The organism is Pseudoalteromonas sp. OOF1S-7 (assembly GCF_022347765.1).
In the GTDB taxonomy this organism is placed as follows: Bacteria; Pseudomonadota; Gammaproteobacteria; order Enterobacterales; family Alteromonadaceae; genus Pseudoalteromonas.
Genome location: NZ_JAKRFZ010000008.1, coordinates 140269 through 164850 on the forward strand (window position 1 = coordinate 140269; position 24582 = coordinate 164850).

A 24582-nucleotide genomic window follows, 5' to 3' on the forward strand; every position below is an offset into this window, starting at 1 on the left:
GAGCATGCGCAGTGGCACTGGCTCGTGCTGTTAGTACTATCAGAAATGAGAGGGCAAGTCACATAAAAAACCGTGATTTTACTGAGTAATTATCGCCCTGTTTTGGTGCATAAATGAACCAAAACAGGGCGAAAAGATTAGTGTGTGGCGCCCGCGGTGATCTGTAGATCAGTATCATGGGTCAGTGCAGAGGAAATCATCACTTTAAGTGCATCAATCACCTGAAGGGCGCTCATACTCGGTGCACCGCTATGGTGCATAGCTTGCTCGGGTAAGTAGGGGATATGGATAAAGCCGCCACGGCAAGTGAGCTGATTTTCGCTGATATAATGAAGTAGCCCGTACATTACATGGTTACAAACATAGGTGCCGGCTGTATTCGAAATGCTGGCCGGGATCTGGGCCTGACGCAGGTCATTCAGCATGTGTTTTACGGGTAGTGCAGCAAAATAGGCTGCTGGGCCGCCGGCCAATACCGGTGTATCTATCGGCTGGGTACCGGCATTGTCCGGGATACGGGCGTCGTTAATATTGATAGCAACACGTTCGATAGAAATATCAGCACGGCCCCCGGCCTGACCTATGCACAAAACCAGTGCCGGCGCATATTTGTCGATGGCCCGGTTAAGTTGTGTCAAAGCGTGGTCAAACTCACAGGGGAGTTCTTTGGTCCGAATTGTATGCCCTGCAATGTGATACCCGTCGAGCTGATGGACAGCCTGCCATGAAGGGTTAATCGATTCGCCGCCGAAAGGCTCAAAGCCGGTCAACAACACGGTTTTATGTGTTCCTTTAGTCATTAAAGATGACTCCATACATGAGCAATATATTGATGAACAACAACGATAAAGCTGTCGGAATTTGCACTCTGATAACCTGATATTTGTCTTTCAGATCTAACAGGGCTGCGGGAACTATATTGAAATTGGCGGCCATGGGGGTCATTAATGTGCCGCAATACCCTGAATACATACCGATTGCTACCAGGGGGGCAGGGCTCGCTCCGTGACCCTGAATCAGAAATGGTACTGCAATACCTGCCGTCATTACAGGAAATGCAGCAAAAGCATTGCCCATGACCATAGTAAACAAGGCCATACCGACACAGTAGATGACAACCAGCATAAAGCGATTGTCGGGCGATACAAATAAAGTCACAAGATCCTGAATGGCAGTACCAGTATTGGATACAATGAAAACACCGCCCAGCATTGCAAGCATTTGTGGCAGGATTGCGGCCCAGCCCATAGAGTCGACCAGCCGGCGTGATTCACCCAGCGCCTGAAATGGGCTGCCACCGGTGAATTTCCAGCTGACTAACAAAGCGATAGTACAGGCCAGTGTCAGCGCAGCGAGAGTTACATGGCTTTGATCGAACACAAACATGCCACCAAGCTGAATATCTTTAAGTAAGATAGTGCACACCACAGTGACTATTGGGATCAGCACCGCGGGAATAAATAACTTGTTGCCGATCCTGCGGGCACTCTCAGTTTGCACCTCATCACTGGGCACATCGTAGCTGCCCATAGAGACCTTGCCCATGCCGGCCAGTAAGGCAATGGCGATGACACAGACACCCACCCAGCGATAGGTCAGGCTTTCTCCCAAATAAGAAACAGATAAATCGCCAAACAGAAACACGCACCCAAACAAGCCCCAAAACAAGGCGGTGGTCAGGCGCTTAGGGTGGTGTGTGTCCTGCAATGTTTTAATGACCAGAAATAACACCACGAAGCCGATCAACAAATAGATATTGCCTATCGAAAGAAGAGCAGGCTGCGCAGCAGCAGACGTTGTAATCGCACTCATGCCAGCTCCTCCCTGGTAACTGAGCTGTCTGTGTTTGAGTCTTGTTGCTCAGCGTGTCGGGCAATCTGTTCACGTATTTTGGCTTCCAGCCTGGCCAGCCGAAACAGATGAACAAGAAGCGCTGCAATGGCCGTCGGGATCGCCCACAGACCAATATGAAGCGGCTCAATGCCGGCAATGCCGTTTTCTCTTAAAAAGGCATCCATCAACAGGACCGCACCAAAGGCAATGAAAATATCTTCACCAAAGAAAACGGCGATGTTGTCACACGCTGCGGCATGTGCATTGATCATATCCTGAACTGGTTTGGGCAGGTCGCCATGTATGTTGCTCGCTGCACCGAGTGCCATAGGTGCCAGCAAAGGGCGCACCGTTTGCGCCTGGCCTGCCAGGTTAATCAGCCCCAGTGCTGCGCTGCATTCACGTACCACAAAATAGACACTCAGGATCCTTGCTGTGGTTGCGCCTTTGATACTGGCTATCCAGTTTTTGGCATGTTGCTGCAAACCATATCGCTCTAAAATAGCGATGACGGGCAAGAGTAACAAAAAACTGGCCAGCTGGCGGGAGTTGAGAAACTTTTCACCAAAGGTTTCCAGCAAAGTAAGGTAGTTCAAATCGACTGCCCACCCAGTTACGATACCTGCGCAGGTGACAACCAGTAGGGGATTAAACCGCAAGGCAAATCCGAGGATCACTACCAGAATGCCACTGAGGGGTAAAAAATTAAGTTCGCTCACGAAATACTCCTGTCGTGATGTGCCAGCGCAATGCGCAATTGGTTAATATGATAATTTTGTTGTTGTGTTTCCTGGTGTGCCTGGGCTGGTGTGGTCTGTATAAAGCTTATCTGATCACCGGCACTCAATTGAGCAAAATGGCGCAAATCTGCCTTGATGACCTGAGCGACTATCGGATAACCCCCCGTGGTCTGACAATCATTCAGTAAAACAATCGGCGAGCCAATTGGGGGCAGCTGAATGGTTCCAGGCAAGACGGCCTGAGAGTTGATTGAAAGCTGATGGGTGAAAAGGTCCGGGCCTGTTAATCGTACCCCCATTCGATTACTTTCCGGCAAAACCTGCCACGGTTGAGCACACAATAAATGTGCTGCTGAACTACCCAATTGCGTACAATGTGGGCCACTCAGGATACGCATCTGTTTGTGGTAACCTGGTTGCAAGGCACCCACACTGCTTCGTTCAGGACTGCTGGCGTAGTGCAGCAGATCCCCTGCGGCCAGTGCTGAGCCATTGATACCGCCAAACCCTGCCTGAAGATCGGTCGCGCAGGAGCCCATTACGCTTTGCAGGTCAAAGCCACCTTCAACACTCACATAGGCACGCAATGCATCAGCACTTGAGGCAAAGGTGAGTATCTGACCCGGTTCGCTGAAGTAGCGCCACCCCGGTGTCAGCGGGGTATCGTCAAGGTGAGCGTTGAGATCTCCCCCGGCTAAAGCAAAGTTGGTGGCGGTGGTAAATCGCAGTTGAGTGAGCCCGACCGTTATTTCAAGCACCGCGGTGTCGAGCGCATTATTTAACAGGGTATTGGCAATTTTGACTGCCAGGGGATCCAACGCGCCACTTTGAGACACGCCCAGATGACGATGGCCGTGCCGACCCAAATCCTGAATACACAGCTGAACGCCAGGTTTAATGACTTCTAGCACAGGCCCTCCTTTTGCGGTACAAATTTGACGTTATCGCCAGGCTGAAGCAGGCAAGGTGGTTGGCTATGGGGGGTGAACAATTGTGTTGTGGTGTTACCCAGCAGTCGCCAACCTCCAGGAGACGCACTGGGATAAATCGCACTTAAATCTTCAGCAATAGCCACAGAGCCAGCCGGTACTACGGTTCTGGGCGAATCAAGACGGGCAACCTGAAGCTGCTCCGGCACGCAACCCAGGTAGGCAAAACCAGGTAAGAAACCCAGAAACTTGACCTGATAAGTCGGCGAACTATGTAGTTCAATGATGTCTTGTTGCGATAAGCCCAGTTGCGCTGCCAATGGTGCCAGATCCGGGCCCGCTTCTTTTCCGTATATAACAGGGATACTGTGAGTAGCAGGATGAAAGTCTTCAGCGCTGAGCTCGTCCCAAAGCTGCAGAAGCTGGTCCTGCCATCTGGTGCATTGTGCCGGGTTCTTTAATACCAGGGTCAGGGAAGTCTTTCCGACCACGATATCAATATATTCGGCCTGTTTTTGGAGGTGGCGATGTAAGGCAAACAGGCGATTCTGTTGCACGTTATCGAGTCGGGCGCAGTTTAGATCGAGTACGACCGCTTGCTCGCTAAGCAGATAAGTCTGTTCTTGAGTCATGGTTTCTTATTTTCATTTTATTGTCATCACATGAGGCGGCCAGTCAGGGTCTGTTTGCACAGGGGTGCGCCCGGGCAAAGCATAGCAAGCTTATTATCAACTGTCTTGGCAAACTTGTCAGCTGTCAAACAACAGTGCTTAAAAAAAGCCATGCAATGGCTGCATGGCTCAGTTTGGTTGGGATGTTACTAGTTGCTCAACAACCATTCACTCAGCAGGCGCACGCCGAATCCGGTACCGCCCGGAGAAACTTCGCCTTTTCCTTTTGAAGCCAATGCGTTACCGGCAATATCAATATGAACCCAGCGAGTTTCACCGGCAAAGTGCTGCAGGAATGTTGCAGCAGTGGTTGCGCCTGGACCGCCAGAACCCACATTGGCAAGATCAGCGATGTCAGATTTCAGCATATCTTCGTAGCCCAAAGGCAGGCGCCAAAGTGGTTCGTTTACGGCTTTGCCGGCAACCGTAAATTCTGAGATCAGGTGTTCGTCATCTGAGAATACCGCAGCGTAGCGATTGCCGACTGCGCGGATCTTAGAACCTGTCAGTGTTGCCAAGTCAACCATCACCTCTGGCTTATAATAGGTGCGGGCGTACCACATAGCGTCACTCAACACTAAGCGGCCTTCAGCATCTGTATTGAGGATTTCAATACTCAGGCCCTCTGCTGTGCGCAGCACATCACCCGGTGCAATCGAGTTTTCAGAAACCATATTGGCAGCCATACCCATTACTGCAACAACGTTAACATCCGCTTTAGCCAGAGCCATGGCTTTCACCGTGCCCAGCACAGCAGCTGCACCCGCCATATCTGATTTCATACGGGCAATAGACTTACCAGTTTTAATGCTATAACCACCAGAATCAAAGGTGATCCCTTTACCCACCAGTGCGACAGGGGTGTCGTTGTTTCCTTTGTAATGTGCAACAACCAGACGTGCACCTTCTTTACTGCCACGGCCGACGCCTTCCAGCGCATTCATACCAAGTGACTTAAGTTGTTCTGGTTCTAGAATTTTGACTTCAACGCCGTATTGTTCTAGTTGTTTAGCAGCATTGGCAAAATCAACGGGAGTCATTTCCGTCGGGACTTCAGAGGTCAAGTCTCGAGCCAGGAATACACCCTGCTCAATGTGGCTTAAAGTAGTGTATTCGGCTTGTGTTTGACGCTGCTCATCAACACTCACCATGTACGTCATACTATGTGTGTTAGGCTCTTTTTTATATAGTTCAAACGTGTGGTCGCGCAGATTGGCACCATGCGCATAGTGAGCTGCAAGCTCGTGGTTGCTGAGCTGACCATTTACACCTTGGAATGCAATACTGACTGTCGCTGCTTCTTTTTTCTCCAATTTGGCGTGCAGGTTACCACCGAGTTTAGCCATTTTGGCGCTGTCCAGCTCTTCGCGTTCGCCCAGACCAACGATAAGAATGCGCTGATGTTTTGAATCGACCGGTGCCAGTACTTCGACAACCTTGCCGTAATCACCAGAAAATTTTTCAGTTTCCAGTGCCTTAGTCAGTTGTTTACGGGTATCTCTGTCAAGGAATTTAAATGCATTGCTTTGCTCACTGTCCTGAAACACAACCAGAGCATCGGCTTTTTCGTTTAATTTACTGGTGAACTGGATGTCGGCTGCCAGCGCTGAAGCTGAGCCGAAAAGAGCGACGCTGAGTGCGCAAAGGCGAGTAGATAATGGCATTGATTAAACCCTCAATAACTAATTTGGGCTTCGTTTTACCTTAATCGTGCAGATTAATTAATTAAATGTCGTTGAATGACACAGAATCCTAGTTGAAGTGCTGGCAGACTGGATTTTTCACTGAGCGGCGAAAGTGTGGCGGCGCTTGTGCGGTCTTTGTAGTCAAGAGCATTCAAATTAAAGGAAACTGGAGTGAACAAACGACTCATTTTGAAGATAATGCTGACAGGCATATTGGGAATTGCTAGCGCCAGCCATGCCGCTGTGCCCAATAATGCACCTGACAAAGCCAGTTCGCATATCAAAACACTGGTACTGGGATCTGGGTGTTTTTGGGGCGCGGAAAAACGCTACGAAGCTTTACCCGGGGTAATAGATGCTGAATCCGGTTACGCCGATGGCCGAGGGTTTAAGGCCAGTTATAAAGCGATTACAGCACCAAACAGACGTTTCGATCCCAATAACTACGCAGAGGTAGTACGCGTAACTTACAATGCCAGCCGCCTGTCGACAGAGTCTTTGTTAAAAACGTATTTTGAAAGTCATGATCCGACTCAGAAAAACCGTCAGGGCAATGATGTCGGTACGCAATATCGATCTATTATTCTGTTTACCGATGGTACGCAAGAAACAACGGCGGTTGCATTAAAAGAACAGTATCAGACGCTGCTGACGCAAGCCGGTTATGGCCAGATCCAAACGGTGCTTAAGCCACTGACTGCTTTTGTACGGGCAGAAGAATATCACCAGAATTATTTGGTAAAAAACCCCAACGGGTATTGCCCGGATCACAGTACCGGCGTGACTTTTGCTGATGTGGTAGAGCATCCGGTTGATAATAAAGCGTTGTTAACGGGCAAACACGTGGTTGTGATTGATGCGCCGTACTGTCCCTACTGTGAAAAGTTTAAGCAACACGTGGTAAATGACTATCAGGGCAGCATTCCGCTGCATTATCGCCGTGCCAGTCAGTTACAGGGACTGGGCATTATGTCTGCTACCTGGGCGACGCCGACCATTTTATTCATGGAAAACGGGCAGGAAGTTGCCGGCTTTCAGGGATACATGGATCGTGAAGCGTTTTACCGGGCCCTGGGGGCATTCAAGTTAGGTGACAGTGATGCGTATACCACCGCGTTTGAACAGGGTACAGATCGGCCGTTTTGTAAACAATATGACTTGTTTAAACAAACCGGAGATGGCGTATTTATAGATAAGCTTAGCGGGCAGGCTTTGTTTGATACCAAAGACCGATTTAATTCGGGTACCGGCTGGCTGTCTTTCAAACACCCGGTAGCGGGCAGTGTTACATATCATGAAGATAATAGCCACGGGATGAAACGTACGGAAATTCGCTCTAGCTCATCCGGAATTCATCTTGGTCATGTGTTTGTTAATGAAGGGCCGGGTGGAAGCGATCGCTACTGCATCAATGCGACCGTATTGGAGTTTAAACCCAGGCAGGGCTATCAGGTAAGTCAGTAGAAACCCTGTCGTTAACATTGGGAGTTTGCTAAAGGATTAGCACCCAATTTCCATGGTCATAGGGCAGTTACCAATAGAATCTTCCCAGCAGATGCGGTTTTCTGTTGGTGCACAGTTGTTGAAGTAGCTTTTTGGACGCCCACCAGCGACTTGCGGCGTTGCGTGCAATGCCAGGGTTGCGTTGTCTGTGCTCAGTTTTTTGATGTTCTTTTTGTTCAGGTTAAGTTTCATTTTGATATTCCTTTGTTGAGTTTGTCATGTTCATATTATGAACAGTTACACTTTAGTGTATTGAGTGAATTGTTGTAAAATTGTTTACGTGTCATTTGTTGTAAACAAATGTGTCACAAAATATTGTGTTACAGACTGACGAGAGTGAAAAATTGCACCTATACTGATAGATATTCACCCTCTGGCAGGTGCTCATTATGGTCTTTCGCGTACTCTGTGTTTGGATCTTATTGCTGTCACAGCCACTGCGAGCTATGCAGCCTATTCAAATCCTTTACAACGACTGGACCAGTCAGCAAGTGCTTTCCCACATAGTTGCGAATATCTTTACAGAGCTGGGTTATCAGACCGAGTTTATCGAGGCCAAAACAGACGGCCAGTGGTTTTTACTCAAAGCTGGCATGGCAGATGTGCAAGTAGAAGTCTGGGAAGGCACCATGGCAGACAAGTACACGCAACTGATGCAAAGTCAGGTGATTGTTGACCTTGGTGATTACGGATTGAAAACCCGCGAAGATTGGTGGTATCCGCTGTATGTTAAACAACATTGCCCTGGGCTACCTCACTGGCAGGCATTGCTCCAGTGTGCCAGTGTCTTTTCAAGACCGGGTTCACAAGGGAAAGGGGTGTATATAGCAGGCCCCTGGGAAAAGCCTGATCGTGCCAGGATCAGAGCGTTGCAGCTGCCCTTTGTTGTTGAGCAGGTTGAAAGCGGGGAGGCGTTATGGAAAAAGCTGGCGATAGCACACAAAATCAAGCAACCGATCCTGATGTTTAACTGGACACCCAATTGGGTTGGAGCAGTGTACCCAGGTGAATTTGTTGAGTTTCCAGACTTTGATGTAAAGTGCGAAACGGATCCCGGCTGGGGCGTCAATCCCAAGTTTCTGTTTGATTGCGGTAACCCCAAATCAGGCTGGTTAAAGAAAGTCGTCAGCACTGAGTTTTTTGAACAGCACGCTTGTCTGGCCCAGGGCCTGCGCCAGTTTGATGTCGACAGTGCAACACTAGAACAGTTGGCGGCCATGGTTAATTTGGAAAATTTCACGCCGGCACTGGTGGCCAAGCACTGGCTGGAAAATAATCAGACGCATTGGCGAAAGTGGTTTGTTAGTTGCATTTAATAACCCTGCATAAGTAAAAAAAACAACATGATTGCTGAGCTTGAGCTAAGCTTTGAGTACCTGCCAATTTTATAAGTCAGGATGACGCTGGAGGTGCTGTGAGCATCAAATTAAAACTTATTGTTAGCGTCTCTACTCTGGTAACTATTGCGCTGATTATTTTGTCCTTTAGTGTGGGCATTGTAACGCAAAAAGACGTGGTCAGTACCCTGACCATGCAGATCCAGCATCGCCTGGTGGGGCTCAGAGACGCAAAGAAAGAGCAACTGACGGCGTATTTTGACTTCATCAATGGTCAGCTACTGACGTTGGCAAAAAGTGAGGCGACCCGTGATGCAGCAGTCCAATTTACCGATAGCTTTAAACAAGCAGGCGCGATGCCGGAAGAGGCTGCGCTGAGCCGCTATTATCGTGATGAGTTTGGGCGGGTATTTACGCAAAGAAATGGTAGTCCGACCGACACTCGGAACCTGTTGGGGGCATTGGATGCGCCAGCCAGATATTGGCAGGACAAGTACATAGCGCAAAATACTCACCCATTGGGCAGCAAAAATGCCCTGCGCAGTTTGCAAGATGGTAGCCGCTATGACAGTGCTCATCGTCTTCATCATCCCTTTTTCAACGCTTTTTTAGAGCAATTCGGCTATTACGATATTTTTATAGTTGACGCTCAAAGCGGCCATATTGTGTATTCCGTATTCAAGGAACTGGACTTTGCAACGTCTCTGCTGCGAGGCCCATATGCACAAAGTGGACTCGGAGAAGTATTCAGGGCCGCCAGAACGCTCTCTTCAGGACAAGTGGCTTTTGTTGATTTCGCCCCTTACTTGCCTTCATACAATGCAGCTGCGTCATTTGTCGCGACGCCGATAGTTAATGAGGGAAATACCCTTGCTGTGCTGGTCTTTCAAATGCCAATAGACAGGCTCAATGATATTCTGACTTATCAACAAAACTGGCAATCACGAGGCCTCGGAGAGTCGGGCGAAACATATTTAGTAGGCAGTGATTTTAAAATGCGCAGCATGAGTCGCTTTTTACTGGAAGATAAAGCAGGTTATCTACAGGTACTGGCAAAAGCTAAGGTTGATCCTGAGGTTATTGCTGCGATAGACAGGTTTGATACGTCAGTTGGTTTGCAAAGTGTTCGTACTCAGGCAGTAGAAGCTGCACTGTCCGGGCAGTCCGGGTTTGCTATCATTGAAGACTATCGCGATGTTGCCGTGGCATCTGCTTACACATCAGTTGAGATTAATGGCAAAACCTGGGCGCTATTGAGCGAGCTGGACCAGTCTGAAGCCTTTGCGGATGTGGAAGAAATTACCAACCAGATCACAACCATGGCAACTATCATTACAGTCATACTGATAGTCATTGCGCTGTTCTGCGCGTGGATGCTGGGTAATATTATCGCGACGCCTATCCAAAAGATGAGTCGCTTTATCAACCAGGTTGCCACCTCATTGGATTTAACCCAACGGTTTAATGAATCGAATAGCCAGGACGAAATGGGGCAGGTAGAACGGGCATTGAACTCGATGTTCGAAACTTTTGCCGATACCTTAAATCAGGTTAACAGCAGTGCTGAAAAATTGTCCTGTCAAATGGCACAGTTACAAGCAAATTTCACTGAGCTGACGAACAAAAGTGACACACAAACGGATTTAACTGTACACATTGCTGCTGCAATGGAGCAAATGGCCGCTACCTCAGAGGATGTAGCGAAAAATGCGCAATACACCAGTGAGGCGAGTCATGATGCAGTGAGTGCATCAGAGCAAGGTAAAAATAATGTGGCCAAGAATATGCAGTCGTCCCGAAGCCTTGAGCAGGCGATGGATTTGACAATGCAACAAATGACAACTTTGCAGGAGCAATCTAATAATATCAGTCAGGTACTGGAGGTGATCCAGACAATTGCGGAGCAAACGAATTTACTGGCATTGAATGCTGCGATTGAAGCCGCACGTGCAGGTGAACAGGGCAGAGGTTTTTCGGTTGTGGCAGATGAAGTCAGGTCTTTGGCACAGCGAACACAGCAATCGACAGAAGAGATCAATCGTATGATACAAGGCCTGCAAAGTGGCTCAGCAAACGCGATGTCAGCGATCCAGGAAGCGCATGCATTAACAGAAAACAACCTATCCTCGACGGATTCTACGCGGGACTCTTTACAGCATATTAATGAGCAAATTTGCAAAATCGAGGCCTTCAATGAACAAATGGCTACAGCAGCTACTGAGCAAAGTGCAGTGGCCAAAGACGTTACCCAACAAATATCAGACATCACTACTCTGGCGCAGGCAAATTGCGCCATTATTACAGAGGTTAACGCAATGGCGTCTGCTGCGGATGAGGATGCGCACCTGCTCAAGCAGCAGATCAGTAAATTTCTTTTATAACTTAGGCCGTCACGCGGATCTGCGCATAATCAGTTTAGGCGGTAACAAGGTATCTGTTACCGCTTCGCCTCTAATTAAACTTAGCAGGTTGTTGACCAGCATCTGGCCTGCCAGCGTGGTATTTTGTTGTACCGTGGTCAGTGCCGGGGAAATAAAGCTCGCAGCGGCGATATTGTCGAAGCCAATAACGGCAACGTCTCCGGGAACTTCTTTACCGGCCTCTTTAAGCGCCTTCAGGGCCCCAATGGCAATCAGATCACTGGCGGCAAATAGCGCATCAAATTGAATATTGTTTGCAAGTAAAGAGCGAGTGGCATGATAACCCGATTCTTCTGTTGATATCGCATTGGCGATTTGGCGCTCAGATAGGCCACAGCCATGCGCCGTCAGCGTATCCCGAAAACCTTTGAAGCGTGCGAAGAACTCCGGGCTGTGATCCGATGCATCGCCGATAAAGACATACTGCGAGCGGTTTTGCTGTAACAGGTGTTCAGCAGCCAGCTTGCCGCCGCCGTAGTTATCACAGCTAACCGTCAGGTCTTCGCGTCCGTCCACTGTTGCTCCCCAGCAAACAAACTTAGTGTCCTGTGCGAGTAGTTGCTGAAGACGAGACTGATAGTCCATGTAATCACCATAACCAAGCAAAATAATGCCATCTGCGCGGTGGCTGTCTTCATAATCTGCGCGCCAGTCCTGACTGGTCGACTGAAAGGAAACCAACAGATCATAGCCTTGCTTTGCACAGGCACGGGTGATGCTTCCCAGCATGTTAAGGAAGAAGGGGTTGATTTGAGACTCGTCCCCGGTCGGGTCTTCAAACAGTAGCAGCGCCAGTGTACTACTTTGCTGGGTACGCAGGTTACTGGCATTTTTATCGACTTTATAATTAAGCTGCTTTGCCACTTCCCAGACTCGACGACGGGTCTCTTCATTAACCAGCGGGCTGTTTCTCAACGCACGCGACACAGTAGACTGAGACACCCCCGCAAAGTGGGCGATATCAAAAGAAGTGGCTTTACCTTTAGGTTTCATAGTGTATTTGTTCTGAGTAATAACCTGATTATTGTCAGCGAATGAATAAAATTTGCAAGTCCAATATGTATGTTGCTGCCCTGACAACATACATGACGGACCTCACAGTTAAAATATGGCAGATACCCAAAAGAGTTGCTGCGAAAATGCGCAGTTAGGAGATGCTGTGAAGATCTAAAGAAAATTTTTATTGCCTCCATCTGACACCGGTGTCATAATGTCACTGTTTTATCATTTTGTTGTCAAAACGTATTGGCTGTCCCCCCGGGGACAGCATTTTTTCAGCTAACACGTGCAAAGTTATATTGCTGAACCTTGGCATCATCACCCAAGCCAGTTACCTTGGAAGTTGTGCACTCAGTGCACCCGGATAAAAGAGAAAAACAACATGAGCCAGACAACACCTCATAGCTCGTATGACAAAAACCAGGCTTTTGAGCCCATTGTCGTAGCCGATATTGGCGGCACCAACGCCCGCTTTGCTGTCGTAACCCATTACGATTCGAGCACTAATCAGTTTATTATTAGCCATCAGTCTACGTATCCCAGCGCCGAATTCCCCTCTTTTGAAACTGCCATCAGCCGTTACCTGAACGAACTCCCGATAGCCAAGCCAACAAGGGCATGTTTGGCCGTTGCAGGCCCGGTAAAAGCACAGCAAGTATATCTGACTAATCTTGGCTGGCAGTTCAATAGTCAGGATATTAAACAACAATTCGGTTTTAATGAACTGGCCGTAATCAATGATTTTGCTGCTTTTGCGTATGCTGCACCTTACCTGGATCCAAAACAAAACATAGAAATTAAATCAGGTCAGGCCCAGGCGGGTGCCAATATTGCTGTGATGGGGCCGGGTACAGGATTTGGTGCAGCCTGTCTGGCCAGAGACATTAATGGCAGTGCAGTGATGAGCTGTGAAGCCGGCCATATCAGTCTGGCAGCAGTCACCGAGCTGGATCAGCAATTACTGACTGCACTCAAGCAAGACATAGCACATGTCTCTGTTGAAGAAGTGTTTTCAGGCCGGGGTTTGGCCCATTTGTACCAGGCTATGGCGAAAGTAAAAGGTCATACAGCAGAAAGATTGAATGCGGCACAGATCAGTGAACGTGCTTCTGAGTGTGACATTTGTGACGCTACCTTAAATCACTTTTGCGACTGGATTGGTAGCGTGGCGGGCGATCTGTCCTTATCATTTGGTGCCTTAGGTGGTGTGTTTATCGGTGGTGGTATATTGCCGCGAATGGCAGAACGCCTCAAGTCGAGTCAGTTTGCCGAACGTTTTGTTACCAAAGGCCCGATGAGCCAGTACGCAGGCCAGATCCCAGTCACCTTAGTGGTGCAGGAAAATATTCCTTTGATTGGTGCGGCTGCGTGCTTGCATGAGCGCGCGAGTACCCGATAGTCAGGACAAGTGTAATGAAGAAAGTGACCATTAACAGCGTCGCACAGTATGCGGGCGTGTCGAAAAAGACGGTTTCCCGTGTTTTAAATAATGAGCCTAATGTCAGCCCGGCCACCCGCGAGAAAGTACTCAAGGTATTCAAAGAACTCGATTATCGGCCAAACCCGATTGCCAGGGGACTGGCGCGAAATAAGAGCTTTATTATTGGCTGCCTATATGATAATCCGAGTAAAAGCTATATCACCCGGGTGCAAAGCGGTGCGTTAGAAGCGTGTCATAAATACAATTACAACTTACTGATCCACCCCTGTGAACTCAGAGGCGAAGCATTGATCGACAACATAGATCAATTACTAACAACGTCTCGCCTTGATGGCCTGGTACTGACACCACCTTTTTCAGATTCACGGGAATTAATTGAGTTTCTTAAAAAGAAGAATATCAATTATGCTCTAGTAGCTTCTGCTATTCAGGATGATGAGTCTATTTCTGTGTGCAGTAACGACGAACAGGGCGCCTATGAACTGACGGAACACCTGATAACACTGGGACATACGGATATCGCATTTATCAAAGGTCACCCGGATCACAGTGCCACTGAAAACCGCTTCAACGGCTATAAACGGGCGCTTGAACAGCATAAAATACCTTTGCAAGATCGACTCGTTGCCGAGGGTAATTTCAGTTATCACTCAGGTGCAGATAGCGCCAGGGCGATATTAGACTTGACCCCGAGGCCGTCTGCTGTGTTTGCATCAAATGACTACATGGCGGCGGCCGTGCTGAAACTGGCGACACAACGCCAGTTGCGAGTACCCCAGGACCTTTCAATTGCTGGATTTGATAATGCACCGATCGCCAGACATATCTGGCCGGGTCTGACAACCATTGCGCAGCCAGTGGAAGAGATGACCCGTCAGGCGGTAGAACAGCTGATTTTACAAATCTCAGAGCCGCAGGAAAAGGTCTTTCAGCGTGTGCTTGAAGCACGATTGATCACCCGTGAGTCAACAGCCGCAAACCACTAAATCCCATTTTTATACTTGCCCAAAGCCCGGCCATTATTGGTCGGGCTTTTTTGTTCATTATTTGGTCATTGATGAAATTTAGACTAAATTTGAAGTAAGGGTTGACACCGGTGTCAGAAACATGAGTAAATATAGTGACACCGGTGTCAGGTTGGGGTGAGAGACAACCTGACAGCGTACCTTTGAACGGGTAAATCAAAGCTGCTCAGTACAGGGAGAGCTGTACTGAGCCTTTTCCTCTAACAACAGAGAGTTGAATTATGTTGCATCCTCGAATTCATGAAGTCACTCAACGCGTTATCACCCGCAGTCAGCAATCTCGTCAGGCCTATCTTGAGCGCATAGAACAAGCAAAAAAACAAACTCGCGTCAGAGCCGGACTAGGCTGTGGTAACCTGGCACACGTGATGGCGGCTTGTTCGAGCAGTGACAAAGCCAGATTAAAAGCCGATGAACAGCCTAATCTGGCTATCATCAATGCTTACAACGATATGTTGTCTGCCCATGTGCCTTATAAAGAATACCCAGATCAAATCAAAGCCATTGCTGAGAAGTTCGATGCTACCGCTCAGGTGGCCGGTGGCGTACCCGCTATGTGTGACGGTGTCACACAAGGGCGAGATGGTATGGAGTTATCTTTGTTTTCTCGTGATGTCATCGCAATGTCGACGGCGGTTGCACTCTCTCACGATGTGTTTGATGGTGTGTTCTGTCTGGGCGTATGCGACAAAATCGTCCCGGGATTACTGATTGGTGCGCTGTCATTTGGTCATCTTCCTATTTACTTCCTGCCTGCCGGACCTATGCAGTCAGGCATTCCGAACAAAGAAAAGGCACGTGTCAGACAGAAGTTTGCACAAGGGCTGGTCAGTCGTGAAGAGTTACTGGAAGCAGAAAGTGCGTCTTACCACAGTGCGGGTACCTGTACTTTCTATGGTACCGCCAACTCAAACCAGATGCTGATGGAAATCATGGGCCTGCATTTGCCGGGCAGTTCATTTATCAACCCATACACAGAATTACGTGAAGGCCTTACAGCCAGTGCGGTTGAGACCATGCTGAAGCAGCTGTTGGGCGATGGTCCGGTCAACAGTCTGGCGGATGTCGTCAGCGAAAAAACCGTCATTAACGGCTTGGTTGGCTTGCTGGCAACTGGTGGCTCTACTAACCATGCCATCCATCTGGTAGCGATGGCCAAGGCCGCTGGTGTTCAAATCACCTGGAAAGACATGGCAGACTTGTCTGAAGTCGTGCCATTACTTACACGTATTTATCCCAATGGTTCAGCGGATGTGAACCACTTCCAGGCCGCCGGCGGTATGGGCTTCTTGATGCGAGAGCTGCGTGATGCCGGTTACCTGCACAATGATGTCAAAACCATTGTCGGTGAAGGCTTAGATGCGTATACCCAAGAGCCGGTACTGGATATAGACCCGACACTTATCATGACTGACAGTACGGGTCCTGGCAAAGTGAAGTGGGTAGATTGCCCGGCAGACTCTTTGGACGATGAGGTGCTCAGGCCGGTATCCAATCCATTTAACAAGCAGGGCGGTTTGCAGTTGTTAAGCGGTAACTTGGGTAAATCGGTGATCAAGGTTTCGGCGGTTGCAGAGCAACATCAAGTGGTATCGGCGCCTGCCAAAGTGTTCAGTTCACAAACCGCATTGCAAGAAGCGTATACCCGTGGCGAGTTGAACCAGGACTTTATTGCCGTACTTAAAGAGCAAGGTCCGAAGGCAAAAGGGATGCCTGAGCTACACAAACTGACACCGGTGATGGCGAGCTTGCAGGACGAAGGCTTCAAAGTGGCCATTGTCACCGACGGCCGGATGTCAGGTGCGTCGGGTAAAGTGCCAGCAGCTATCCACCTAGCGCCAGAAGCCGTTGAAGGCGGGCCGATAGCGAAAGTGAGAGAGGGTGACCTGATCACGCTTGATGCACCCAAAGGTGAATTGGTTCTGCATGTGAGCGATGAAGAACTGGCACAGCGTGAAATCGAATTAACTGAAGTGGGTCCAACTTTTGGTACGGGCCGTGAGTTATTTAGCGGCTTCAGAAATCTTGTCAGCAGCGCCGATTTAGGTGCAAGCGCATTCGGCATAGAAGAATAACAGCAACTGGGAATGGGGACATTATGAGCATTAAAGAAATTTTATCAGCGGCGCCGGTAGTACCCGTCATTGTCATTGATGACTTAGAAGATGCCGTGCCACTGGCACAGGCGCTTTACCGCGGTGGTCTGCGAGCACTGGAAGTGACATTGCGCACACCGGTTGCTGCACAAGCGGTGAAAGCGATGAAAGAAGCTGTACCTGAGGCCTATGTAGGCACCGGAACCGTCGTTGACAAAGCCTCATTCGACGCTTCTGTTGAAGCTGGCGCTGACTTTATGGTCAGCCCAGGGGTGAGTTCGGAATTATTGGCGCTGGCAAAAGGTTCAGACATTCCATTTTTACCAGGGGCTGCAACGCCGAGTGAAGCGATGGAACTGGCCGCACAGGGCTTTAAGTTTTTGAAGTTTTTCCCGGCAGAAGCCGCGGGTGGAACGGCCATGCTGAAATCAATTGGGGGTCCTTTACCGCAAGTAACATTTTGTCCAACCGGTGGGATAAGCCTCGCGACAGCACCGAATTATCTGTCACTTAAAAATGTGATCTGTGTCGGTGGAACCTGGATGCTGGATAAAACACTTATCGCAAACAAAGACTGGCAAGCCATTGAAGCGCTTGCTCGACAAGCAAGTGAAGTAAACTAATTTAGGGGAATAGGGTTATGATTAATATTGCAATTAATGGCTATGGCCGCATCGGTCGAAACGTACTCAGAGCATTGTATGAATCAGGTCAGAATGACCAAATTAAGATTGTTGCGATTAATGATTTGGCACCTGCACAAACCAACGCACACCTGACACAGTTTGACTCTGTACATGGACGCTTTAATTTCCCAGTTGAACTAAAAGACAATACCCTGATTGTCGGGGAAGACGAGATCACACTTACTCAGGAACGTGATCCTGCCCAATTACCCTGGCGTGACCTGAATGTAGACATCGTGCTTGAATGTACCGGCCTGTTTACATCACGCGAAACAGCGGGCAAACACATTACAGCAGGTGCGAAAAAAGTCATCGTATCTGCGCCTGGTACAGATATGGATGCCACAGTGGTACATGGTGTAAACAGCGAAGTGCTCAATGCGGACTGCAATATTATTTCAAACGCATCTTGTACAACGAATTGTTTGGCGCCTGTTGCAAAAGCACTGAACGATACCATCGGCATAGCGCAGGGCAGTATGACAACCATTCACGCCTATACCAATGACCAGAACTTGTGTGATGTTTACCACAAAGACTTGTATCGTGCACGCAGTGCCACACAATCTATGATCCCAACCAAAACAGGCGCAGCGAAAGCTGTGGGCCTGGTACTGCCAGAGCTTGCGGGTAAATTGGATGGCATGGCGGTCCGTGTACCAACGGTAAACGTCTCGTTGGTTGACCTGACTTTTATTGCCAAGCGTGAAACGTCTGCTGATGAAGTAAACGAGATCCTAAAAGGTGCGGCAGAAGGCGCAATGGCGGGTATTCTTGAATATAACACCTTGCCGCTGGTTTCTGTGGATTTTAATCACCACCCTGCATCGTCTGTCTTCGATGCCACTCAGACGAAAGTGGATGGCAAACTGGTTAAAGTCATGGCCTGGTACGACAACGAGTGGGGTTTCTCAAATCGCATGCTCGATCAGGTAAAAGTACTAGGTAGCTTTCTGTAGGCTTAATTCGTAAGCAACGTATTCTTGCGCCATACTAGCCCTGCATTGAGCAGGGCTTTTTTATGCCTGTTAAAACTGCTTACATACAAACTGGAGTGTTTACCTTTTTTAACGCCAAAGTTCGGCTATTAGCCGCGTGGTGTTTGCACCATAGGGTCAATTTTTATTACACTGCGCACAATTTTAGTTAACGATAAAGAAATAACATGAAAGAAGGGTTTAAAGTTCCCCATACGCTCATCCTGCTACTGTCTATGATGCTGGTGGCCTATCTTGCGACCTGGCTGGTCCCGCAAGGTTTCTTCGACACGGTAACGCTCGACAATGGTCGTCAGGCCGTGGTGCCCGGCACCTATGCGCTTGCCGAGGCACAAACTCACTTGACGCCCATGGACTTCCTGGTTGCTATTCCGCGTGCGTTTGCTGCTGCACAAGATGTGATCTTCTTTGTTTTTATTGTCGGTGGTGTACTGGCCATTGCGCGTGCCACGGGCACAATTGATGCCTTGATCGGCCGCTTACTTGAGCGTTTTGGTCATAAGCCAAATATTCTGATTTTTATGGTGGTATTTTGTTTTGCGCTGGCATCAGGCGCGATTGGTACAGCGGGCGAGTATATTCCTTTTGTTCTAATCCTGGTGGGCCTGTGTAAAGCAATGCGTCTGGATGCAATGACTGCCGTGGGCATGGTTGTTGCGGGATATGGTATTGGTTATGGCGTATCGGCATTTAACCCTTTCACTGTGATGGTGGCACAAAAGGTCGCGGATATTCCGGTTTACTCAGGCATTGAATTACGTCTGGCAATCTTTCTTCCGTTTGTATTAATCGGTTTTCATCATGTATGGAGCTACGCCAAAAAAGTACAGGCTAACCCTGAGTTATCCCTGACCAAAGGCCTGCCTTGCCCGCTGGCAGGCGAAGCTGAGGCCAATTACCCTGCGCTTAATAAGCGCCATCAAATGATCTTGTTTGGTCTGGTCGCGGCAATTGTAACGGCGGTCTGGGGCATTTCTCAAAAGGGCTGGTATCTATATGAATTGGGTGCGGTCTTTATTTCCTGGGGTATATTCACGACATTAGTCGGCCAAATCGGCGCAGATCGCGCAGCTAATGAGTTCATAGAAGGCGTGAAAGACCTCGCAAGTACCGCGATTTTGATTGGTGTGGCAAGAGGGATTGCACTGATCATGGAAGACGGTCAAATACTGCATACGCTGGTTTATGCGATGTCATCACCTTTGTCGCATTTAGGCGCAGAACTGGCAGCAGTTGGCATGTTCATTATGCAAACCTTACTCAACCTGTTTATTCCGTCTGGCAGTGGTCAGGCTTATGTCACGATGCCGCTGATGGCCCCGGTAGGTGACATCATTGGTGTGTATCGTCAGGTTGCAGTCCTTGCCTATCAGTTTGGTGATGGTTTCTCGAATATGATCATTCCAACCAATGCAGTTCTGATGGGGATCATAGGTATGGCAGGTGTGCCTTATCACTTGTGGTTCAGGTTCTGTCTGCCGTTGTTCGGCAAACTTATGCTGGCGGCATCTGTGGTACTGGTACTGGCTGTTACTTTTGGTTACGGGGAAGATGTCCAGCCAAAAGTAGAGGCGACTGCGCACATCCAGTCATAATTAAAATAACTCAGCTCGCAGAGCCGCAGCTCTGCGAGCGTTCTCGGTTTTCGGGAACTCGATGACCCCGCCATCACTCCACACTCTCTGCAAAGCTAAACAATACGTTTGATTCCTGTAGCATCTTATCGCTTCAATCTGGCGTATCAGGTTGAAAATTACTTTTATATGTTAATCTCCAGATAATTTTTGGTAATTATTTTCTTGACAATGGAAAAGTCGGAATGCTAGAAATAGTTTGAACCCAAAAAAGGAACTTATAATGAAAATAAAGAAACAGCCCCTTGCTGGCCTTATCGCTGCACTGCTCAGTGTGAGTGCATCTGCAACAACAGACCGTGATTATCAGCATCGCTGGCTTGACCCAAATGGTGATCCCATGCTGGCGTTGCAGTGGAATTTACTTAATTCCGGTGCGCTGGATAATACCCAATCTGGGATAGATTTAAATTTATGGCAAACTCATATCTGGGGCCATAAAGGGCAGGATGTGCTGGTTGCCGTTGTGGACTCGGGCGTTGATATGGCACACGCGGATCTGGACACCAATACCATTGATGATCCGTTGATTGATCCACAACCCAGTGTTGGCGGTGATCACGGCACTATGGTAGCCGGTATTATCGCTGCGGTACAAAACAATATCGGTGTACGCGGAGTCGCACCTATGGCTCAGGTTACCGCGTTTACTAACTTTGGCGGGACATTTGAAAGCCATGAGCAGTGGAAAGTAAGTCATGGCGATGATGGTGATGTCTCGGACAATTCAACCACAGATCGGATCCGTATTTTTAACAAAAGTTATGGAATGAGTCCGGCGGTCAGCCTTCCTTATACTTTTTCTAAAACTATCAAAGACAGTCAGGGCAAAGACGTGCTGATGTTTAGTCAGCCGGAACAGGAAAAGATTTACGAAGCGGTGTCATTGTCTACAGAACAGGATCCTCGTACAGCCGTTTATGTGCAAGCTGCCGGAAACTCGTATCAGGTTTCGCGCGTTCACTATTTTACAGACAATGGGCTCGCTTTCTTTGGTTATAGTTTTCCGGTTGATGACAATTATGGTTTGCCCTGGACAAATGGCAACTCGCTGTATACTCCGGCCAATTTCTGGAACCTGACAGTGAGCGCGCTCAGTGCGGATGGTGTGTTGTCAAGCTATTCAACGGTTGGTAGTAACGTCTTTTTGACTGCACCAGGTGGGCTGGACAGAGGTACGCCCGGCCACGCAACTACGCGTATTTCGTGTGCCTGGTATCTGGAAAATATCGATGAAAATTATGACTGCAGTGGACAGGATGATTTTACCGTGCGTATGAATGGTACGTCTTCTGCGGCACCGAATACATCAGGTGCCATTGCGCTGCTACTGTCCGCTGCGCAGCAGCAAAAGCATGATCTGACGCCCCGCGACATTCGCCACCTGTTGGCGCGTACGGCGACAAAAGTGGACCCAACACGTGCCGATATTGACGTGAATGGCATTACAGCCCTGGAAGGCTGGAGCACCAATGCAGCAGGCCACACTTTCTCACCTTACTATGGTTTTGGTCTGATTGATGTGGACAAAGCGACAGAGCTGGTGCGTCGCTATGCCATTGAGCAATTACCCTCTGAGCTGGTGAAAACGTCTTGGTATGGCTTGAATGAAGCCGTGAATGCGACCATTGCTGATGACGCCAGCCAGACAACAACTGCCACGATTAATGTGACGGATGATCTGTTCATTGAAGGCGTTCAGATCCGCTTAAACGCACGACACGCACGCATTTCAGACCTCAAAGTCGAGCTGGAATCACCCAGTGGCACTCGCAGCATTCTGATGTCGCCGTTTAATAACCTGGTTGGGCAGCATCTGGGTTTGCCAGAACAGGCTGCCGGAAGTCAAAATGGTTTCACTGATCATCTGATGCTAAGTTATAAATTCTGGGACGAGAAAGCCAATGCCGGGATCGGGCAGTGGAAGCTGCATATCACAGATATGAGCAATGAAACGCGTGCGCTCGGAATATACGACTTAGACGTGGGTGGCCAAGCCTATCAGCTTGAAAATAACCGTGAGGCGGGTGTGCTACAAAGCTGGTCTATCCGAATTCTGGGCCATAAGAACAAAGTCACAAAGAAAAAAGCGCTTTAGATTTGGCACAGGATATCAAATTACTTAAATAGCTTAAAAACAAAAAGCAGCGCTCACCAAAGTGAGGCGCTGCTTTTTTGAGCCGTTATCTTAGGGCTTATCGAGCCTAGAATGTTGCGCGATAGCGGACACCGAATTCGCTGGCATCATTGCTCTTGATTACCAGGATATAGTCACCGGTATTCAGACGTGCATCGTCGTAGCGCTCATCAAAGATGTTGCGACCATACAATGAGATATCCCAGTTTGCATTGGCCGGCGCGTATGAAATATCAAAGTTCACTGTAGTACGGTCATCGATCTGCGTCATTCTGCGTGGATCTGAGCTTGGCTCACCATACATGCTGTCACGGTATGAAATATCAAAACGGGTGTTTACCGTTGCATTGTTGTCCAGTTCAAACTCATAAGACGGGCTGATTGAGGCCGTCCACTCTGGTGTAAGAGGTGCAACCGGCTTGATGCCATTTTGCTCTTCCACATCTACATCCATAAAGCCGAAGCTTGAATGCAGAGTAAAGTGGTCAGTTACGTAGTAGGTGCTTTCAAACTCGATACCGCGTGACGTTTGTTCAACGATCAGGTTGTTGGTGTCGAATCCAGAGTCGGTCACTACGTTAACCTGATACGGCAAGTCTTCATATTCAGTATTGAAAAATGCCACGCTCATGCTGAAGTCGTTAGTCAGCTGGCCTTTGAAACCCGTTTCATAGTTGATTGCACTGATGTTTTCGCTTGCCATGAAGGCATTATTTGCGCGTACAGCTGCTGCGGCATTAGGGTTATCAAAACCACCTTCACCAAAGAACTGACCGATCAGGAAGTAAGGACGGGCAGGGTATTGACCTGACTGATAACCAGTCTGAACCGTACCGTACCAGTTAAGGCCATTCTCAAAGGTATAATTGGCAGCTACTTCCCATGAGATCTCATCCCATTCTTTGCTTGAATAAATGGTACCAACAGGGTCGAATACATTCGTCGATGCGGTTTTTTCATCTTCTGTGTAACGCACACCACCACTCAGGCGCAAGTCATCTGTCAGGTCATAGCCCAGGTTAAAGAATACGGCGCGACTGGTCGTTTCCTGATCCAGCTCCAGTTTAGTTGGACCCCCATCAAAGCTGGCTTCGTCCGGGCTCTGACGGTTGCTGCCTTCTTCGTTAAACCAGTAAATACCGGTAACAAAGTCAGCGCGGCCCAGGTAGCCTGTCAGTTGCAACTCAACAGAGGTTTGATCTGCTTCGCCTCGCTCAGGATAGTGATCAAGCGCTACTGCGGTGCCGTCGTCATCCAGACCGGCTTTATATTCTGATGAGCGCTTACTGAAGATGAACTTAGTACCATAATCGGCGTTGATGTCGTATTCAGCGGTCAGTGAGAGTCCGTTTGCTTTGTTTGAAACGGTTGCAGTGTTGATACTGCTGGTCGCATTGTCGTATGGATCGGCGGCAACCATCGCATTGCGTAAGCCGGCTTTATACAGACGGCCTTCCGGCATCTCGTCGATTAACACAGTAAACGGACGAGTACCACCTTCACCATCGTTGGCGTCAGCCGTCAGTACCAGGCGCAGGTCATCAGTAGGGGTGTATTTAACAGATACACGGCCGTGGAATTCCTGGTTCTCACCCACATCGTACTCAGCATTGGGCAGGTTAGTGAATTCACCTAAACCACCGCGGCGGTTAAAGCCCATATTAAAGTTAAACGCCAGTTCATCCGTTACGGCCTGGTTGGTAAACATGCTGGCTTTAACACGTCCACGCGTGCCTGTCTCCGCGCTCACCTTAGTCACTGCTTCCTGATCTGGTTGCTTAGTGATGATGTTAATGGCGCCACCGATTGAGTTACGGCCATACAGCGTACCCTGCGGACCACGCAGTACTTCAATACGCTCGATGTTCGCCAGGTTCCAGTTTTGGCCAACCTGGCGACCCAGATACACACCATCAACATATACGCTTACGCCAGGATCTGTGGTGATCAGGTGGTCCTGTAAACCAATGCCGCGAATAAACGGGTTGGCAGAGGAGTTGTGACCTGCTGAGAAGCCGGTGATATTCAGGTTTGGAACAAATTTGCCCACATCAGTGATGTCAGAGATACCTTGTGCATCCAGATCATCCCCTGAGAATGCACTCATAGCGATCGGTACTTCATAAATAACCTGTGAACGCTTGGTCGCGGTTACCGTGATGGCTTCGATTTTTGATTTCTCAGCTTGTGCCTCTTCAGCCAGAACAGGGGCTGAAGATAAGCCGGCCATTGCCAGGGCCATGGCGGTTGCGATCGGAGTTAGATTGCGTGCTGTGGTGCTCATGTATGTTCCTCAAGTTAGAAACGGTTAATTTTAAATCTCGTGTGTGGTGGTTTCTGCGAGGGAAGTCGCCAACCTGGTTGAATGGCTATCACTGAGCTGACTTTTGACATTTATAAAATTGACGCGCACAAAAAAGCAATCACCATAAGGGGACTGCATGACTT

The 24582-nt window shown here is 48.7% G+C and carries 19 protein-coding genes; 10 read left to right on the forward strand and 9 right to left on the reverse strand.

Going from position 1 to position 24582, the window contains the following annotated elements; all coding sequences use genetic code 11:
- Positions 1 to 137: 137 nt before the first annotated feature.
- The 6 genes from pcp to MHN33_RS13340 all read right to left on the reverse strand — a co-directional run bounded on the left by pcp (position 138) and on the right by MHN33_RS13340 (position 5837).
- Positions 138 to 800, reverse strand: a complete 663-nt coding sequence (gene pcp / locus MHN33_RS13315) for a pyroglutamyl-peptidase I (RefSeq protein WP_239398451.1) — start codon at positions 798 to 800, stop codon at positions 138 to 140.
- Positions 793 to 1812, reverse strand: a complete 1020-nt coding sequence (locus tag MHN33_RS13320; RefSeq protein ID WP_239398452.1) for a DUF979 domain-containing protein — start codon at positions 1810 to 1812, stop codon at positions 793 to 795. Before MHN33_RS13320 ends, pcp begins: the two co-directional genes overlap by 8 nt.
- A complete protein-coding gene (locus MHN33_RS13325) occupies positions 1809 to 2552 on the reverse strand; it encodes a DUF969 domain-containing protein (protein WP_239398453.1) in 744 nt (247 codons plus the stop codon). Before MHN33_RS13325 ends, MHN33_RS13320 begins: the two co-directional genes overlap by 4 nt.
- A complete protein-coding gene (locus MHN33_RS13330) occupies positions 2549 to 3484 on the reverse strand; it encodes a biotin-dependent carboxyltransferase family protein (protein WP_239398454.1) in 936 nt (311 codons plus the stop codon). The genes MHN33_RS13325 and MHN33_RS13330 overlap by 4 nt, the downstream gene beginning before the upstream one ends.
- Complete coding sequence (gene pxpB / locus MHN33_RS13335) at positions 3478 to 4134, reverse strand: 5-oxoprolinase subunit PxpB (protein ID WP_239398455.1); 657 nt, start codon at positions 4132 to 4134, stop codon at positions 3478 to 3480. The genes MHN33_RS13330 and pxpB overlap by 7 nt, the downstream gene beginning before the upstream one ends.
- Before the next feature lie 188 nt (positions 4135 to 4322).
- Positions 4323 to 5837 (reverse strand): leucyl aminopeptidase, encoded by a 1515-nt coding sequence (locus tag MHN33_RS13340; protein WP_239398456.1) that lies wholly within the window; start codon positions 5835 to 5837, stop codon positions 4323 to 4325.
- 219 nt (positions 5838 to 6056) lie between these two features.
- Between MHN33_RS13340 and msrA the strand changes: the two genes are divergently transcribed.
- Entirely contained in the window at positions 6057 to 7322 is a 1266-nt protein-coding gene (gene msrA, locus MHN33_RS13345; RefSeq protein WP_239398529.1) for a peptide-methionine (S)-S-oxide reductase MsrA, read from the forward strand.
- Positions 7323 to 7358: 36 nt separating this feature from the next.
- Here msrA and MHN33_RS13350 read toward each other — a convergent pair whose 3' ends face one another.
- A complete protein-coding gene (locus tag MHN33_RS13350; protein ID WP_239398457.1) occupies positions 7359 to 7553 on the reverse strand; it encodes a hypothetical protein in 195 nt (64 codons plus the stop codon).
- A gap of 197 nt (positions 7554 to 7750) precedes the next feature.
- On the opposite strand from MHN33_RS13350, the gene MHN33_RS13355 reads away from it, so the two are divergent.
- On the forward strand, positions 7751 to 8677 hold the full coding sequence (locus MHN33_RS13355; protein ID WP_239398458.1) for an ABC transporter substrate-binding protein: 927 nt from the start codon (positions 7751 to 7753) through the stop codon (positions 8675 to 8677).
- A gap of 98 nt (positions 8678 to 8775) precedes the next feature.
- Positions 8776 to 11079, forward strand: a complete 2304-nt coding sequence (locus MHN33_RS24040; RefSeq protein ID WP_239398459.1) for a methyl-accepting chemotaxis protein — start codon at positions 8776 to 8778, stop codon at positions 11077 to 11079.
- Between the two features lie 9 nt (positions 11080 to 11088).
- Here the strand turns inward: MHN33_RS24040 and MHN33_RS13365 are convergent, their stop codons facing one another.
- Positions 11089 to 12111: a LacI family DNA-binding transcriptional regulator gene (locus MHN33_RS13365; RefSeq protein ID WP_239398460.1), complete on the reverse strand. Its 1023-nt coding sequence runs from the start codon at positions 12109 to 12111 to the stop codon at positions 11089 to 11091.
- Positions 12112 to 12499: 388 nt separating this feature from the next.
- Between MHN33_RS13365 and glk the strand changes: the two genes are divergently transcribed.
- The 7 genes from glk to MHN33_RS13400 all read left to right on the forward strand — a co-directional run bounded on the left by glk (position 12500) and on the right by MHN33_RS13400 (position 22095).
- Positions 12500 to 13516, forward strand: a complete 1017-nt coding sequence (gene glk, locus MHN33_RS13370; RefSeq protein WP_239398461.1) for a glucokinase — start codon at positions 12500 to 12502, stop codon at positions 13514 to 13516.
- 14 nt (positions 13517 to 13530) lie between these two features.
- Entirely contained in the window at positions 13531 to 14544 is a 1014-nt protein-coding gene (locus MHN33_RS13375) for a LacI family DNA-binding transcriptional regulator (protein ID WP_239398462.1), read from the forward strand.
- A 260-nt stretch (positions 14545 to 14804) separates the two neighbouring features.
- Complete coding sequence (gene edd, locus MHN33_RS13380; protein ID WP_239398463.1) at positions 14805 to 16658, forward strand: phosphogluconate dehydratase; 1854 nt, start codon at positions 14805 to 14807, stop codon at positions 16656 to 16658.
- A gap of 23 nt (positions 16659 to 16681) precedes the next feature.
- The gene (locus MHN33_RS13385) at positions 16682 to 17302 is read left to right on the forward strand and encodes a bifunctional 4-hydroxy-2-oxoglutarate aldolase/2-dehydro-3-deoxy-phosphogluconate aldolase (protein WP_239398464.1); all 621 of its coding nucleotides are present in this window, start codon (positions 16682 to 16684) and stop codon (positions 17300 to 17302) included.
- A 17-nt stretch (positions 17303 to 17319) separates the two neighbouring features.
- Positions 17320 to 18324, forward strand: coding sequence for a type I glyceraldehyde-3-phosphate dehydrogenase (gene gap / locus MHN33_RS13390; RefSeq protein ID WP_239398465.1), 1005 nt, complete (start codon positions 17320 to 17322; stop codon positions 18322 to 18324).
- 206 nt (positions 18325 to 18530) lie between these two features.
- Entirely contained in the window at positions 18531 to 19958 is a 1428-nt protein-coding gene (locus MHN33_RS13395; RefSeq protein ID WP_239398466.1) for a TIGR00366 family protein, read from the forward strand.
- 262 nt (positions 19959 to 20220) lie between these two features.
- The gene (locus tag MHN33_RS13400) at positions 20221 to 22095 is read left to right on the forward strand and encodes a S8 family serine peptidase (protein WP_239398467.1); all 1875 of its coding nucleotides are present in this window, start codon (positions 20221 to 20223) and stop codon (positions 22093 to 22095) included.
- A 106-nt stretch (positions 22096 to 22201) separates the two neighbouring features.
- Here the strand turns inward: MHN33_RS13400 and MHN33_RS13405 are convergent, their stop codons facing one another.
- On the reverse strand, positions 22202 to 24418 hold the full coding sequence (locus tag MHN33_RS13405) for a TonB-dependent receptor (RefSeq protein WP_239398468.1): 2217 nt from the start codon (positions 24416 to 24418) through the stop codon (positions 22202 to 22204).
- Positions 24419 to 24582: the final 164 nt, after the last annotated feature.

Excerpts from the sequence above, each read along its gene's own strand:
- msrA (WP_239398529.1), top strand. The coding sequence starts at position 6,057 with ATGCTGACAGGCATATTGGGAATTGCTAGCGCCAGCCATGCCGCTGTG.
- MHN33_RS13340 (WP_239398456.1), bottom strand. The coding sequence starts at position 5,837 with ATGCCATTATCTACTCGCCTTTGCGCACTCAGCGTCGCTCTTTTCGGC.
- MHN33_RS13365 (WP_239398460.1), bottom strand. The coding sequence starts at position 12,111 with ATGAAACCTAAAGGTAAAGCCACTTCTTTTGATATCGCCCACTTTGCG.
- glk (WP_239398461.1), top strand. The coding sequence starts at position 12,500 with ATGAGCCAGACAACACCTCATAGCTCGTATGACAAAAACCAGGCTTTT.
- MHN33_RS13405 (WP_239398468.1), bottom strand. The coding sequence starts at position 24,418 with ATGAGCACCACAGCACGCAATCTAACTCCGATCGCAACCGCCATGGCC.
- MHN33_RS13400 (WP_239398467.1), top strand. The coding sequence starts at position 20,221 with ATGAAAATAAAGAAACAGCCCCTTGCTGGCCTTATCGCTGCACTGCTC.
- MHN33_RS13350 (WP_239398457.1), bottom strand. The coding sequence starts at position 7,553 with ATGAAACTTAACCTGAACAAAAAGAACATCAAAAAACTGAGCACAGAC.
- MHN33_RS13375 (WP_239398462.1), top strand. The coding sequence starts at position 13,531 with ATGAAGAAAGTGACCATTAACAGCGTCGCACAGTATGCGGGCGTGTCG.
- MHN33_RS13395 (WP_239398466.1), top strand. The coding sequence starts at position 18,531 with ATGAAAGAAGGGTTTAAAGTTCCCCATACGCTCATCCTGCTACTGTCT.
- MHN33_RS13385 (WP_239398464.1), top strand. The coding sequence starts at position 16,682 with ATGAGCATTAAAGAAATTTTATCAGCGGCGCCGGTAGTACCCGTCATT.
- MHN33_RS13320 (WP_239398452.1), bottom strand. The coding sequence starts at position 1,812 with ATGAGTGCGATTACAACGTCTGCTGCTGCGCAGCCTGCTCTTCTTTCG.
- pcp (WP_239398451.1), bottom strand. The coding sequence starts at position 800 with ATGACTAAAGGAACACATAAAACCGTGTTGTTGACCGGCTTTGAGCCT.
- MHN33_RS13355 (WP_239398458.1), top strand. The coding sequence starts at position 7,751 with ATGGTCTTTCGCGTACTCTGTGTTTGGATCTTATTGCTGTCACAGCCA.
- edd (WP_239398463.1), top strand. The coding sequence starts at position 14,805 with ATGTTGCATCCTCGAATTCATGAAGTCACTCAACGCGTTATCACCCGC.
- gap (WP_239398465.1), top strand. The coding sequence starts at position 17,320 with ATGATTAATATTGCAATTAATGGCTATGGCCGCATCGGTCGAAACGTA.
- pxpB (WP_239398455.1), bottom strand. The coding sequence starts at position 4,134 with ATGACTCAAGAACAGACTTATCTGCTTAGCGAGCAAGCGGTCGTACTC.